9 protein-coding genes and 3 tRNA genes are annotated in these 14,464 nt (G+C 62.9%); 11 read left to right on the top strand and 1 reads right to left on the bottom strand.

Going from position 1 to position 14,464, the window contains the following annotated elements:
• Positions 1-120 precede the first annotated feature (120 nt).
• The 7 genes from H582_RS0109340 (at position 121) to H582_RS0109310 (ending at position 7,820) form a co-directional block, all read left to right on the top strand.
• Positions 121-197: transfer RNA gene (locus H582_RS0109340), tRNA-Met, on the top strand.
• A 33-nt stretch (positions 198-230) separates the two neighbouring features.
• Positions 231-307 (top strand) — tRNA-Asp (locus tag H582_RS0109335).
• A 7-nt stretch (positions 308-314) separates the two neighbouring features.
• Positions 315-389: transfer RNA gene (locus H582_RS0109330), tRNA-Gly, on the top strand.
• Between the two features lie 641 nt (positions 390-1,030).
• A complete protein-coding gene (locus tag H582_RS0109325; RefSeq protein ID WP_028598339.1) occupies positions 1,031-2,986 on the top strand; it encodes a glycosyl hydrolase family 18 protein in 1,956 nt (651 codons plus the stop codon).
• Positions 2,987-3,107: 121 nt separating this feature from the next.
• The gene (locus H582_RS26760) at positions 3,108-5,570 is read left to right on the top strand and encodes a glycosyl hydrolase family 18 protein (RefSeq protein ID WP_052333102.1); all 2,463 of its coding nucleotides are present in this window, start codon (positions 3,108-3,110) and stop codon (positions 5,568-5,570) included.
• A 101-nt stretch (positions 5,571-5,671) separates the two neighbouring features.
• Positions 5,672-6,583 carry an NAD-dependent epimerase/dehydratase family protein gene (locus tag H582_RS32350; protein ID WP_028598338.1) on the top strand — a complete coding sequence of 304 codons (912 nt, stop codon included), beginning with the start codon at positions 5,672-5,674 and terminating at the stop codon, positions 6,581-6,583.
• 121 nt (positions 6,584-6,704) lie between these two features.
• The gene (locus H582_RS0109310; protein ID WP_028598337.1) at positions 6,705-7,820 is read left to right on the top strand and encodes an SPL family radical SAM protein; all 1,116 of its coding nucleotides are present in this window, start codon (positions 6,705-6,707) and stop codon (positions 7,818-7,820) included.
• A gap of 28 nt (positions 7,821-7,848) precedes the next feature.
• Here H582_RS0109310 and H582_RS0109305 read toward each other — a convergent pair whose 3' ends face one another.
• Positions 7,849-8,082, bottom strand: coding sequence for a hypothetical protein (locus H582_RS0109305; RefSeq protein ID WP_028598336.1), 234 nt, complete (start codon positions 8,080-8,082; stop codon positions 7,849-7,851).
• 115 nt (positions 8,083-8,197) lie between these two features.
• Between H582_RS0109305 and H582_RS0109300 the strand changes: the two genes are divergently transcribed.
• From H582_RS0109300 to H582_RS0109285, 4 genes are all read left to right on the top strand, one after another.
• Complete coding sequence (locus H582_RS0109300; RefSeq protein ID WP_028598335.1) at positions 8,198-9,142, top strand: helix-turn-helix transcriptional regulator; 945 nt, start codon at positions 8,198-8,200, stop codon at positions 9,140-9,142.
• Between the two features lie 439 nt (positions 9,143-9,581).
• On the top strand, positions 9,582-10,019 hold the full coding sequence (locus tag H582_RS0109295) for a MarR family winged helix-turn-helix transcriptional regulator (protein WP_028598334.1): 438 nt from the start codon (positions 9,582-9,584) through the stop codon (positions 10,017-10,019).
• A gap of 31 nt (positions 10,020-10,050) precedes the next feature.
• Entirely contained in the window at positions 10,051-13,242 is a 3,192-nt protein-coding gene (locus tag H582_RS0109290) for an efflux RND transporter permease subunit (protein WP_028598333.1), read from the top strand.
• Positions 13,243-13,415: 173 nt separating this feature from the next.
• Complete coding sequence (locus H582_RS0109285) at positions 13,416-14,420, top strand: aldose 1-epimerase (protein WP_028598332.1); 1,005 nt, start codon at positions 13,416-13,418, stop codon at positions 14,418-14,420.
• The last annotated feature ends 44 nt before the right edge of the window (positions 14,421-14,464 follow it).

Here is a 14,464-nt window from a genome sequence, read left to right as displayed (position 1 = left end):
GTGCAGCTGACGAGTACTAATCGGTCGAGGGCTTATCCTACTTAGCAAGAACAGCCGGTCAGCACGGCATTTCGTTCGATCCAGTTTTCAGGGCGCAAGTCCTGAAGAGATGATCACTGGCGCGGGGTGGAGCAGTCCGGTAGCTCGTCGGGCTCATAACCCGAAGGTCACAGGTTCAAATCCTGTCCCCGCAACCAATCTCTTTCTACATAAGAACTGATTCTTCATTCGGAGCTGTGGTGTAGAGGCCTAACATGCCTGCCTGTCACGCAGGAGACCGCGGGTTCGAATCCCGTCAGCTCCGCCATTTATTTGCGGAAGTGGCTCAGCGGTAGAGCATCGCCTTGCCAAGGCGAGGGTCGCGGGTTCGATTCCCGTCTTCCGCTCCATTGAAATCAACTAGCTGCCCATGAGGCGGCTTTTTTTTGTCTACAACTAAAATTTCCCCCTCCTGGTTCTTTCAGACATGGAATCGGTTGATGCAGCCAAGCCAAACAGCTAGGCGTGGAGCCGTTTTCTCAAACTCCTTCTTATATTTATCTCCGAAATGATTCAATTCGCGTTATTTAAAGAATTTCACGTTCGCGCTACAATCTTTCCCCTATTGCCGCGCTTTGAGTGCCCGATTAGAAAAAAATTCCCCCGCCCGCTCTGATTTGTCCCCCTAGCGGATTCGCTGCTTTTCACCGACAATTAGAACTACCTTCACCGCTCCCTATGTCATAAAAACTACCCAAGAAGATGGACTGTAAGAACGGGAGATTTATGAGCTCCCGGATGCTTGAATCAATGCCGGGTTCGGCAAGCGACGGATCCGGCTGATTCCAAAAAGGAAGCGATACCAATTGCCGTTTCTCTACTTGCCGCTACGAGTTGTGGCTGCATCAATTGATTTTGAAATTACATGATTCGTTATGTTCATGAGAGGAATCAAGGTGAGGGAGAAGCTGGAGCACGGAGGTGGACTGGATTTTATCGCTCTTGTAAAACGCTTTCATAGATTGAAATTCATAAGGGAGGCAAGACATGAATGATCATCAAATCTCGTAAATTCCGCAGAAGCTATGCATTGGCAATGGTCGCGGCATTAGCCCTTTCGATTATCCCTTCTTTCAGTGCCGGAGTGAAGCAGGCCGACGCCGCATCAAACTACAAGATCGTAGGGTATTACGCCTCATGGGCGGCGTACGGCCGTGCGTACAACGTGACGGATATCGATGCCAGCAAAATGAATGTCATCAACTACGCCTTCGCCGATATTTGCTGGAACGGAAAGCACGGCAATCCAGATCCGACGGGGCCGAACCCGACGACCTGGTCCTGTCAGAATGAAGCGGGCCAAGCGATCAACGTTCCGAATGGTACGGTCGTGCTGGGCGATCCATGGATCGACGCTCAGAAGAGCTTCGGAGACGACAAATGGGACGACCCGATCAAAGGCAACCTCAAGCAGCTGTGGAAGCTCAAGGACAAAAACCCGGATTTGAAAACGGTCATTTCGATCGGAGGCTGGACGTGGTCGAACCGCTTCTCCGATGTAGCGGCCACCGCGGCGACTCGCGAAGTATTCGCGAATTCATCGGTCGACTTCATTCGCAAATACAAGATGGACGGCGTCGATCTCGACTGGGAATATCCGGTCAGCGGCGGCCTGGACGGCAACAGCTACCGGCCGGAAGACAAGCAGAACTACGTCCTGCTGCTCCAGAAAATCCGGGAGAAGCTCGATGCGGCTGAAAAAGCCGACGGCAAGGATTATCTGCTGACGATCGCTTCCGGAGCAGGCCCGACCTACGTCCAGAACAATGACCTGGCCGGAATTGCCAGCATCGTCGATTGGATCAACATCATGACGTATGACTTCAATGGCAGCTGGAACAAGACAAGCGGCCACAATGCTCCGCTGTACTATGATACGGCGGCCGCAACCAGCGGCTTGACGGATCCGCAGAACTTCAACATCGACAAGGCGGTCACGACCTACCTTGCCAAAGGCGTACCGGCAAGCAAGCTCGTGCTCGGCATGGCCTTCTACGGTCGAGGCTGGGGCGGCTGTCCGACGGCAGGAAATGGACAGTACCAAGTCTGCGCGGGCATTTCCTCTACGGGAACTTGGGAGAAGGGCAGCTACGACTTCTATGATCTGGAAGCAAACTATATCAACAAGAACGGCTACACGCGCTATTGGAATGATGCCGCTAAGGTGCCTTACCTGTACAATCCGACCAACGGCACGTACATCAGCTATGACGATGTTCAATCCTTCGACTTCAAGACGAGCTACCTGAAATCCAAAGGTCTCGCCGGCGCGATGTTCTGGGAGACGAGCGGCGACCGCAACAAGACGCTGCTGAACAAGCTGGCCTCCGATCTCGGCTATGCGGGCGCAACGCCGACGCCGGTACCGACGGCTACGCCGAGCGCGACGCCGACGCCAACCGCCACGCCGAGCGTCACGCCGACACCGACGACAAGCCCAAGCGCAACGCCTACGCCAAGCGCGACGCCGACTCCGGGCACGTGCACGGTGACGGCATGGAGCTCGACGGCGGTTTATACGGGCGGACAAAAGGCTTCCTACAACGGCACGATTTACGAAGCGAAGTGGTGGACCCAAGGCGATCGTCCGGATCTGAGCGGAGCGAACGGTCCTTGGAAGGCAGCCGGCACTTGCGGAACGACAAGTCCGACACCGAGCGCGACGCCTACGCCAACGCCGACCGCGACGCCTACGCCAAGCGCAACGCCGAAACCGAGCGCAACGCCGACGCCGACGGCAACGCCTACGCCAAGCGCGACTCCTACACCTACGGCAACGCCGACGCCGTCCGCAACGCCAGGCGCCTCTGCCTGGGCTGCAGGCGTAGCGTATAAAGCGGGAGATGTCGTGACTTACAGCGGCAAGACGTATGCCTGCCTGCAGCCTCACACCTCGCTCGCCGGCTGGGAGCCGGCTACGACTCCCGCTCTTTGGAAGCTGAAATAAGCTGTCCAGCCTGCAGCCCCTTTTCGCGGCATTCCGAACCGAACCTGGAATGGACGAAAAGGGGCTTTTTCAATGCTCAGCCTCAACGAATCTATCAATCCGCATGGAGGAATCGAATCGCATGAACGCCATGAGCTATCGCAAAGCTAAGCCGGCGGCCCGCCTGCTCGCCGCTCTGATGACCTTGATCGTCCTCGTTCCGCTTTATGGACCAGGCATCGCGCTGACGAAGGCCGCGGCTGGGACGGGCCCGTCGGCACCTGCCCCGGCAGCCGACCATCCCCGCAAGATCGTCGCTTATTTTCCGGAATGGGGAGACCAGGAAAACAAAGGCTTCTACACGGTCGACAAGATTCCGTGGGGAAGCATTACGCACATCAACTATGCCTTCGCCAAAGTAAACGCTCAGAACAAGATCGAAATCATGGACCGCAAGGCGGCTGTCGAGAAGGATTATCCGGGGCAGCTCGCCGAGCTTCCGTTCAAGGGACACTTCAACCAGCTCGTGAAGTACAAGCAGCTCTATCCGGACGTGCGCACGCTGATCTCGGTCGGCGGCTGGGCGGGCTCGGGCGGTTTCTACAATATGGCGAATACGGAAGCGGGCCGCGAGACGTTCGCAAACAGCGTCATCGACTTCCTGCGGACGTACAAGTTCAACGGCGTCGACATCGACTGGGAATATCCGTCGGGCACGGGCCAATCGGGCAATCCGAATGACTTCTCGGTCGCCGAGCCGCTGCGCAAGGTGAACTACGACAACTACATCCTGCTGATGAAAAAGCTGCGCGAGAAGCTGGATGCGGCAGGCGCTCAGGACAACCAGAAATACGATCTGACCGTCGCCGCGACGGCGTCGAGCTGGATTCTCGGCGGCATGAAGCTCGGCGAGGCGAACCAATATCTCGACTGGGCGAACCTCATGACCTACGACTTCCACGGCGCCTGGAACGGCTATGTCGGTCCTCATTCCGCCTTGTATCCGGACGCCCGCGACACGGAAACGGCCGCGCTCGGCACGCCGGTGCTGAACACGGACTGGGCGACCCGCTACTACCTCGGCACGCTGCCGCCGGAGAAGATCGTCATCGGCGTCCCGTACTATTCCCGCGGCTGGAAAAACGTGAACGGCGGCATCGACAACACCGGCTTGTACGGAACGGCGCCGACGACCGGAGGAGGGGCGGACGGCGAGTTCGGCATCTGGAACGATCCCGCGCCGGAGCAGCCGGCCGGAGCGAATCCGATCTGGCATATCCTCAATCTGCTCAAAGACCCGGCCAACAAGCGCTATTTCGACCCGGTGACAAAAACGCCTTACCTGTTCAACGCGAGCAAAAAAGTGTTCCTGACCTATGAGGACACGGAATCGCTCGGATACAAGCTGGACTACATCAAGGAAAAGGGCCTGGGCGGCATGATGTTCTGGGAGCTGACCGGCGACTACTCGCAGGCGGCCGACGGAACGTACACGTACGGCAATACGCTGACCGAATTCGCCTACAACAAGCTGAAGACGGCCGGACTGCCCGGAGGAGCCGCGAAGCCGCAGCTGCCTGCGCCGAAAAACTTCAGCATCGCGTTCAGCGGCAATTACGATCATCCGAACTACACATACTCGCTCAAGATCACGAACAACACCGGAGAGGATATCGCCGGGGGATGGAAGCTGGAGTTCGATCTGCCGACGACGACGACGCTGACCTCCGCGTGGGGAGCCGGTTCGGTCGAGCGGATTTCCACGGCGTGGGACTTCAACCGCTACCGTCTGACGGGAACGGCGACGCAGACGATCGCGAACGGCGCGACGCTGGACATTCCGGGCATGATGAAGCTGAACTTCTCCGGCGGGCCTCAGCGGGTGACGTTGAACGGAAGCTCCTCGAAAGCCGAGTATGAAAAGCTGTACGGCACGGCGCCGAGCCCGTCGCCAGGAGCGACGCCGACGCCATCGCCAAGCGTGACGCCGACAGCAACGCCGACGCCGAGCGCGACACCGACGCCAAGCGCAACGCCGACGCCGACTCCGGGCCTATGCACGGCGGCGGCTTGGAGTGCGACGACGGTGTATGTCGGCGGCCAGAAGGCTTCGTACAACGGTTCGGTCTACGAGGCGAAATGGTGGACGCAAGGAGATCGGCCGGATCTGAGCGGAGCCAATGGACCATGGAAGGCGGTAGGAGCCTGCGCGACGCCAGCGCCAAGCGCGACGCCGACGCCGAGCGCGACGCCGACGCCAAGCGCGACGCCGACGCCGAGCGCGACGCCGACGCCAAGCGTGACGCCGACGCCGAGCGCGACGCCGACGCCAAGCGCGACGCCATCGCCGAGCGCGACGCCGACGCCGAGCGCGACGCCGACGCCGACGCCAAGTGCTACGCCAACGCCGAGCGTGACGCCATCGCCGAGTACGGCGCCAACGCCGAGCGCGACGCCGGGAGCTGCGGCCTGGACGCCGGGCACGGCGTACAAAGCCGGGGACAAAGCAACCTACGGCGGCAAGACCTATGCGTGCCTGCAGCCTCATACCGCCTTGGCGGGATGGGAGCCGGCCACGACGCCCGCTCTGTGGAAACTGGCCTGAGCGGTCCCAATTGCAAGCTGCCCTGCCTCCATCGCCGGAGGCAGGTTTTTTTGCGCGTGGGAACGAATACGACAAGGGAGGCAACAGGAAAGGATGAGGACATGAGGATTCTGGTGCTCGGCGGAACGAGACTCATGGGCAAGCATCTGGTCGACGAGCTGCTGCGGGAAGGCCACGAGGTGACGGTCGGCTCCACCGGCAAGACGGAGGTGACATACGAGGGCGAGCCGGAAAGGCTGGTGTTGGATCGGGGCGAGGAAAGCTCGCTGCTGCCGGCCGTCCAGGGCCGGGAGTGGGATGTCGTCTACGACATGATCGGCTACTCGCCGGATGAGGCTCGGCTGGCATGCAAGGCGTTCGCCGGAAGGACGGGGCGGTTTGTTTTCGTCTCCTCGCTCGCGGTCTTCGAGCCGTCCGAACAGGCTCAGCGGGAGGAGGACTGGCTGCCGGAAGGCTATCCCGTGACCGGCACCGACCGCCACTCGCTCAGCTATGCGGAAGGAAAGCGCCAGTCGGAGGCGGTGCTCGCGGCTCAGGCGGACATGGAATCCCTCTTTGTACGGCCGCCTTTTGTCGTCGGGGAAGATGACTACACGCGCAGGCTGCACTGGCATGTGGAGCGGGTCGCTGCCGGCTTGGAGATCGGCATGCCTTCGCCGGACGCGAGGGTGCAGTTCATCCGCTCCGATGAGGCGGGACGGCTGCTGAGCTGGCTCAAGTCGGCGCCGCTGAGCGGTCCGGTGAACGCCTGCTCCGGAGGCAGCATCCCGCTGCGGGAGCTTGCCGGAATGATCGGCTCGGCGACCGGCAGGCAGCCGCGGCTGACGACGGAGGTGACGGAGCAGAACGGCTCTCCTTATGGAGTCGAAGGCTCTTGGTATATGGACGGCGGCAAGGCGGCAAAGGCCGGATTCCGGTTCGAGCGGCAGGAGGACTGGCTGCCCGGACTGATCGGGCGTCTGGCCGAAGAGCGGCTCGAGCGAGCCGGCCGCAGCGATTCCGGCCTGTCCTGATTTTGAGCGAGACGAGCTGCTCCGGCAGCTCGTTTTTGCGTTGAAGCGGGTTGCCGCAGCCGGAGGGGCGTGTTATACTCCACTATATAGAACAAATGTTCGCTTGTAGGGGGTGCAGGCCATGACGGCAGCAAAGGCGGAGCTGATACGAGTCAAGCAGCTGCTGACGAAGGTCAAGGAAGAGAAGATGCCTTTCCGCTGGTCGATCAATCCCTATCGCGGCTGCATGCATGGCTGCAGCTTCTGCTATGCCAGGGCGTTCCACTCCTTCATCGGCATGGGAGCGGACGAGTTCCAGAGCCGCATTCTCGTCAAAGAGAACGCCGCCGCCGCGCTCGAAGGGCAGCTGCACCGGATGGCGGCGCGGCATCGCTTCGACCTGGCTGCGATGGCGCGGGATATCGGGCATGTGGCGATCGGCACGGCTACCGATCCGTATCAGCCGGCCGAGGGCGCTCACCGAATTACCCGGGAGTGCCTGAAGGTGCTCGCCCGTTACCAGGTTCCCGTCTCGATTACGACGCGCTCGCCGCTCATCCTGCGGGATCTGGACCTGCTCGCGCAGTGCCGGGTGCTGTCGGTCAACATCAGTCTCCATACGCTGGACGACCGGCTCATCCGCAGTCTGGAGCCGGGCTCTCCGCTCTCAGCGCCGCGCCTGCAGGCGCTTCGCGAGCTTCGTGAGGCCGGCCTGCCGGCCGGCGTATTCGCCGCCCCGATCCTGCCGCTGCTGTCGGATTCCCGAAGCGCCCTGCAGGAGCTGATGCAGGCGAGCCGCGCTTGTGGCGCTCTCTTCCTGATGAGCTCGCTGCTGCGGCTGACGCCCGAGGTGAAGGGCTGGTACTACGGCGTGCTTCGCGAAGCGGCTCCGGAAGTGGTGCCGGAGTATGAGCGGATCTTCCAGGGAGCGTATGCCATTCGCAGCTACGAGGAAGAGCTGCGAGCGCGAGTCGAGGAGCTGAGGCTGCTTTACGGGCTGCCGTGCTCGCTGCCGGCCGTGGAGAAACCGGGGCGGTGGAGCGGGGAGGCCTGCGCCTGGCCGCCGGGCGGCGGCCCTACGGGCTGCGGCCCGGCGGACGGATGCGGTCCTACGGACGGCGGCCTCGCCGCGTTCGAGCCGCAGCGCAGCTCCGTTTCATTAGGGCAGCGGCTGGCCGCGCGCAGAGAAGACCCCGCGGCCGAAGCGAGCCGGGGGCCAGTCAAGGAAGTGCTGGAGCAGATGGCGCTCCCCTTTTAAGCTCGAGCCGGGGGCGAGGACAAGCGCCTCAGAAGCCCGTGCGATACTTCCGGGCGCTGGACGAGTCATCCTTCGTATGCGTCTTGTCCTTCTCATCCTGCTGCTCGATCGTCAGGTCCTCGACGGGGATGGGATCGACGTGCTGCTGGGCGGGATCCTGATCCATCAGGCTTTCTTTTTCCGTCGGGTACTGCTCGGGATGGTCCCGATCGGCCACGGACGGAGTCGTGGATCGGAGCGACTTGTCTTTCGGGTCGGTCATTTCGAGCACCTCTTTTCGATGTTGTCTCCGCTGCCGGATCGGCTAGGAGGGGGTTGTCTTCCTTACCCCAAAGCAAGGAAGCACTAACGCAGGTCGCCAAGGAGGCGAAAGAGAAATGAAGCTGGCGAGGCTGCTCGGCATCACGATGCTGCTGCTGGGCAGGCGCAGGGTCGGCGCCCAGGAGCTCGCCGAGCGCTTCGAGGTGTCGGTGCGCACGATCTATCGGGACTTGGAGGCGCTCTACGCGGCCGGCGTGCCGGTCGTATCCTATCCCGGCCTGGACGGCGGCTACGAGATTCTCCACACGTTCCGGATCGACCGGCAATACCTCAGCATGGAGGAGCTGCGCTCCATGCTGATCGCGCTCAAAGGCGTTCAGGCCGCGTGGAGCGAGCAGCAGCTCGGGCGCCTGCTCGACAAGGTCGGAGCTTTGCTCAGCCGTACCGAGGGAGGCGCCGAACGGGAGAAGGACGCCGGCCAGGTCGTGCTGGACCTTAATCCGTGGCGAGGCGGAAAGCGCGAGAAGAAAATGCTGGAGGAGCTGGGGCAGGCGCTGGAGCAATGCCGTGCGATTCATATGGCTTATATGAATTGGGAGGGCAAGGAGTCGGAGCGGGAGATCGAGCCGATCGGGCTGGTGCTGCGGGATATGGTCTGGTATTTGTACGGCTTCTGCCGGCTCCGGCAAGATTATCGGACGTTCCGGCTGAACCGCATCCAGCGGCTGGAGCCGCTGGAGGAGCGGTTCGAGCGTCATGCGATGACGATCGAGGAGCTGGACCGGCGCTGGGAATCGGATGGAGAGCAGCAGCTCGAGCTTCGCCTGCTGTTCCATCCCTCCGTCCGGACGCGCGTCCGGGACGAATATCCGCCGCAGGCGATCCGGCAGCGCGAGGACGGCTGGCTGGAGGTCGCCTGCACCCGCCACAAAGGCTATTGGCTGTACTCCCGGCTGCTCAGCTACGGTCCCCGCGTCAAGATCCTCGATCCGCCCGAGGTGGCGCAGGAGATGCTGCGCATGGCTCAGGACATGGTGGAGCTTTATGAGGATCGCTCCTGAGCGGCGGAGCGCCGCAAGTTCCGCGAAGAAAGGCATGGCAAAAGGAAGGTCGCGCAAAGCGAGGATTGCCGCGCGCCGCTTGAGAGATCGCAGGCATAGAAGGCGCGCGATGGCGCGCAGGACCTTGAGGCTGCGCGGGGATCCTGGGGCTGCGCGGGGATCCTGGGGCTGCGCGGGGATCCTGGGGCTGCGCAGGAATCGTGGGGCTGCGCAGGAATCGTGGGGCTGCGCAGGAATCGTGGGGCTGCGCAGGAATCGTGGGGCTGCGCAGGGACCTTGGGGCTGCATGACAAGCTGGCCGCGAGCAGCTAGGCCGCGAGCCGCTTGGCTGCGACCGGTTCGGCATGCCGCCTGTCGGTTTGACAGGCGGCTTTTTCTCGTGATAAAGTTCGATTATCTAATTGTTCTATATTCGAACTTGTACGAAAAGGAGAAGCGAATGCAGGAAACCAAGCTGAAGGAAATTATTGAGCGCTACGAAAGAGCGAGCTCTCAGGTCAACCGAAGATTCGGAGCGCTGATCCAGAACAAGCTGCCGGAAGGAATCACGCAGGAGCAGTTCGGCATCATCCGCTACTTGAGCGCGCATCCGGACAGCACCTCGACGGAGCTGGCGGATACGTTCTGCGTCGGCAAGAGCAGCATCACGTCCATCACGACGAAGCTGGTCGACAAGAAGCTCGTCCGCCGGCGTCCCGATGACCGGGATCGCCGGGTGACCTATCTGTCGCTGACGGAGGAGGGGCGGCTGGTCGCCGAGCAAGCGGGAAAAGTCATCGGCGAGACGCTTGGAGCCTATATTTCTCGCTTTACGGAAGAAGAAGCCATGCAGTTCATCGAGATGTTCGAGGATCTGGCGGCCAGGCTGAAGGACTAAAGAGAAAACAAGCCGGGAGAGGGCGTGGAGCATGAAAACGATTCTGAAATGGCGGTGGGCGGTCCTCGCGCTATGGATCGCGCTGGCGGCAGGCTTGATGCTGCTGGCGCCGGATATGCAGCAGCTGGTTCGGGAGAAGGGGCAGATCACGGTGCCGGACGGCTATTCGTCCTCGACCGCTTCGAAGCTGCTCAAGGAGAAGGAAGCGCAGAGCCGTGCGGCCGGCGACGCCGGAGACGAGAAGTCGGCCGTGCTCGTCTTTCACCGGGACGAAGGACTGAGTGATGCCGACCGGCAGGAGATCCGGAGCGGCCTCGCGGAGCTGAAGGGCAAGGAGAGCCTCGGCATCGCATCGGTGACGGGGCCGTTCGACCGGAAGGAGCTGGAGGATCAGCTCGTCGCCAAGGACGGCAGGACGATGCTCGCTCTCGTCTCGATCGAGGCGGACGGCAAGGAGCCGCAGGAGCTGCAAAGCCTGCTCGTCGAGGCGGCTTCGACGATCAAGGTCGAGCACTACTACACGTCGGAATGGATGATCAACGAGGATCAGATCCGCAGCTCGATGGAAGGACTCGCCAAGACGGAATATATTACGGTCGTGTTCATTCTCGTCATCCTGTTCCTCGTTTTCCGCTCGGCGGTCGCGCCGTTCGTGCCGCTCGTCGTCGTAGGGCTCAGCTACCTGCTGTCGCAGTCGGTCGTAGCCTTCCTCGCGGAATACGCCGGCTTCCCGCTCTCCACGTTCACGCAGATCTTCATGGTGGCGATCCTGTTCGGCATCGGGACGGACTATTGCATCCTGCTGATCAGCCGCTACAAGGAGGAGCTGGCGAGCGGCCTCGATCGGACAGAAGCGATCGTACGGACGTACCGGAACGCCGGCCGGACCGTGCTTATCTCCGGGCTCGCCGTGCTGATCGGCTTCGCCTCGATCGGGTTCTCGACATTCGGCCTCTATCGCTCGGCGGTCGCCGTCGCGGTCGGCGTGGCAGTGCTCCTGCTCGCGCTCGTGACGCTCGTGCCGTTTTTCATGGCGGTGCTCGGGAACGCGCTGTTCTGGCCGCAAAAAGGCTCGCTCTCGCATAGCGAGAGCCGGCTGTGGGGGCGGATGGGCCGCTTCTCGCTGCGCCGCCCGGTCTGGGCGCTGCTCGTGCTGGCGGTCGTCGCCGTGCCTCTGCTCCTCTCGTACCGCAACGCGATTTCGTTCAACTCTATGGAAGAGATCGGCGACAAGTACGATTCGGTCAAGGCGTTCAACCTGATCTCGGACAGCTTCGGGCCTGGCGACTCGATGCCGAGCACGGTCGTGCTGAGGGCGGATAAAAGCTTCGACGGCAAGGAAGGGCTGGCCGCGCTGGAGCAGGTCAGCCGAGAGCTGGCCAAGGTGCCGGGCGTCAAAAGCGTGCGCAGCGCGACGCGCCCGGCCGGCGAGCCGCTGCAGGAGCTGGAGGTCGCCTCCCAGGCGGGCACGCTCGAGAGCGGCATCGACCAGAGTACGGAAGGGCTCGACCGGATCGGCCAAGGGCTGTCCGAGGCGAGCTCGAGCCTGGCGGCCAACGCGCCCAAGCTGGAGAAGGCGGCGGCCGGAGCCGGCGAGCTGGAGCAAGGCACGGCGAGGCTGCAAGGCGGCGTAAAGGAGCTGGAGCAAGGCTTGCGCCGCATCCAGCAAGGCTTGCAGGACGGCTCCGTCGGAGCGAAGGAGCTCAGCGCCGGACTGAAGCAGGCCCAGGGCAGCGCCGTGCAGCTGGCTGAAGCGAGCGACCGGCTGCTGCAAGGCTATCGCGAGGCTGCCGGCGGGTTGGATCAGCTGCATGGCGCGTATGAGCGGCTGGCGGCGAGCCAGCGGCAGCTTGCCCAAGGGCTGGGCGGCGTGCAGCAGGCGTTCGAGGCGCTCGCAGAAAAGTATCCGGAGCTCGGCTCCGACGAGCAATACCAGGCGGCGCTCCAATCGCTCGCCGGACTGCAGGGCGGCGCCGAGCAGGCGGCTGCGGGGCTGGAGCAGGCCAATGCCCAGCTGGCCGGAGCGGCTGCCGGCATCGGCAAGGCGAACGGCGGCCTGGAGCAGGCAAGCGCCGGCCAGGCCGCGCTCGGCGGCGGACTGCGCGAGCTGGCCGCAGGTCTCGACGCGCTGCAGAAGGGCATTCAGCAAGCGGCGGACGGCCAGGGCCAGGCGATCGGAAAGCTGCCGCAGGTGGCGGCCGGCTTCGAGCAGCTGCAAGGCGGACAGCGGCAGCTGTCGCAAGGCTTCGCCGAGCTGAACGAGCAGCTCGGCCAGCTGACGAGCGGCCTCGACCAGAGCGTCGACGGCATCTCTCGGGTGAGCGGCGGCCTCGCGGAGGCGAAGTCGTATCTGACGGAGCTGTCGAAGTCGCCGAGCCGCAGCCTGACCGGCTGGAACCTGCCGGATGCGGCGCTTCAGGACGAGTCGTTCCGGCAGGCGGTGGCAACCTATCTTTCGCCGCAAGGAACGATGGCGACGCTCGACGTCGTCTTCGACTCCAATCCGTACGAGGAGCAGACGCTCCGCCGGATCCCCGAGCTGGAGGCCGCGATCGAGCGCGGGCTGGAGGGGACGGCTTACGCGGGAGCGCAGCATGCGATCGGCGGCATCACGAGCGTGCAGCATGACCTGAACACCATCTCCCAGGCCGATTACTCGCGCACGGTCGTGCTCATGATGGCAGGCATCTCGCTCATCCTGATCGCGCTGTTCCGCTCGCTTGTCATCCCGGCCTACATCATGGCCTCGCTGCTGCTTACCTACTACACGTCGATGGCGGCGGCGGAAGCGATCTTCAGCCGGGCGCTCGACTACTCCGGCATCAGCTGGCCGGTGCCGTTCTTCAGCTTCGTGCTGCTGATCGCGCTGGGCGTCGACTACAGCATCTTCCTGCTCGACCGCTTCCGCGAGTACCGGCATCTGCCGCCGCAGGAGGCGATCCTGCTGTCGATGCGCCATATGGGCTCCGTCATCCTGTCGGCCGCGGTCATCCTCGGCGGCACGTTCGCGGCGATGCTGCCGTCCGGCGTGCTGTCGCTGATGCAGATCGCAACGGTCGTGCTGATCGGCCTGCTCCTGTATGCCGTGCTGATCCTGCCGCTGTTCATCCCGGTCATGGTGCGCCTGTTCGGCGCGGCCAACTGGTGGCCGTTCATGGGCGGACGCGAGGAGCGGGAGCAGCCGCTGCCCGCGCCGGCGCCGAGCCTGTCGGCCGACCGCTAGTCCGTCTCCCGGCCGCTGCCGCGCTCGGCGCAGATCGCAGCCAATAGCCCCGAAGCTTCGGCTTCGGGGCTATTGCCGCGTTGCGGGGAGGACGGCGTCCGTCTCTTTTCATAGTAAATCGCGACGACGTTATGGTACTCTACTACTAGAGTAGAGAGAGGAGCGGTCGTGTCATGGCAACGAGCAGTGCGTTCGAAGGAATCTACCAGGGCCAGAGGGCGATCTATCTGAGGGCGGACGCCTATGAGGCGGTCATGCTGCCCGAGACCGGAGGCAACCTCATCGCCTTCCAAGACCGCATCACCGGCTGCCGGTTTTTGCGAGAGCCGTCGCAGGAGGAGCTGGCCCGCTTCCGCGAGAATCCCGTCGTCTGGGGAATTCCGGTGCTCTTTCCGCCCAACCGCTACGAGGACGGCCGTTTTCCTTGGCGAGGACGGATCTACCAGCTGCCGGTCAATGAAGGAGAGCGCGACAACCACCTCCACGGCTTCCTCCATGCGATTCCATGGGAGGTCGAGAGCTTCGGCAGCAAGGGCTCCGAAAGCTTCGTCACGGTGGCGGTCCGCATCGACGAGGATCATCCGGTCTATCGGCGCTTCCCGTTCCGCTTCACGATCCGCCTGCGCTATGCGCTGAGTCCGGACGGGCTGGCGCAGCAGGTGGCGGTGCGCAATGACGGCGACGAGCCGATGCCTTGCCTGCTCGCCTTCCATACGACGTTGAACGTGCCGTTCGCGCCCGGCAGCAAGGAGAGCGACTACAGCTTCAAGCTGACGGCCGGCCGCCGCTGGGAAATGAACGAGCGCATGCTGCCTACGGGAGCGTTCATGGAGCTCGCTCCGGAGGAAGAGGCGATGAAAGGAGCCGGAGCCGATCCGTTCTGGACCTCGCTCGATCATCACTATACGGCGGAGCCGCAGATGGGCCGCAACCGGATGGAGCTGACCGACCGCAAGCGCGGCATGACGCTTGTCTACGACGTCGGCACCTCGTACAAGCAGTGGATGCTCTACAACAACGGCGGCAGGGGCGAGTTCATCTGTCCGGAGCCGCAGGTCAATCTGGTCAACGCCCCGAATTCGAACTTGCCTGCGGAGGAGATCGGACTGTTCGGCCTGGAGCCGGGAGAGATCTGGGAGGAGCGGGCCCGCCTGTATGTGAAGTTGCGCCCTTCCTGAGCGGCAGGAAGCGCGAATGTCGATTTCCCGGGAAATGCCCCGGA

Source organism: Paenibacillus pasadenensis DSM 19293, from assembly GCF_000422485.1.
Classification (GTDB): Bacteria; Bacillota; Bacilli; order Paenibacillales; family Paenibacillaceae; genus Paenibacillus_O; species Paenibacillus_O pasadenensis.
This window is presented reverse-complemented; position numbering and strand designations above follow the sequence as displayed.

Bases quoted from the DNA above. Each gene is read 5' to 3' on its own strand.
- H582_RS32350 (WP_028598338.1), top strand. From the start codon at position 5,672: ATGAGGATTCTGGTGCTCGGCGGAACGAGACTCATGGGCAAGCATCTG.
- H582_RS0109285 (WP_028598332.1), top strand. From the start codon at position 13,416: ATGGCAACGAGCAGTGCGTTCGAAGGAATCTACCAGGGCCAGAGGGCG.
- H582_RS0109310 (WP_028598337.1), top strand. From the start codon at position 6,705: ATGACGGCAGCAAAGGCGGAGCTGATACGAGTCAAGCAGCTGCTGACG.
- H582_RS0109300 (WP_028598335.1), top strand. From the start codon at position 8,198: ATGAAGCTGGCGAGGCTGCTCGGCATCACGATGCTGCTGCTGGGCAGG.
- H582_RS0109325 (WP_028598339.1), top strand. From the start codon at position 1,031: ATGATCATCAAATCTCGTAAATTCCGCAGAAGCTATGCATTGGCAATG.
- H582_RS26760 (WP_052333102.1), top strand. From the start codon at position 3,108: ATGAACGCCATGAGCTATCGCAAAGCTAAGCCGGCGGCCCGCCTGCTC.
- H582_RS0109295 (WP_028598334.1), top strand. From the start codon at position 9,582: ATGCAGGAAACCAAGCTGAAGGAAATTATTGAGCGCTACGAAAGAGCG.
- H582_RS0109290 (WP_028598333.1), top strand. From the start codon at position 10,051: ATGAAAACGATTCTGAAATGGCGGTGGGCGGTCCTCGCGCTATGGATC.
- H582_RS0109305 (WP_028598336.1), bottom strand. From the start codon at position 8,082: ATGACCGACCCGAAAGACAAGTCGCTCCGATCCACGACTCCGTCCGTG.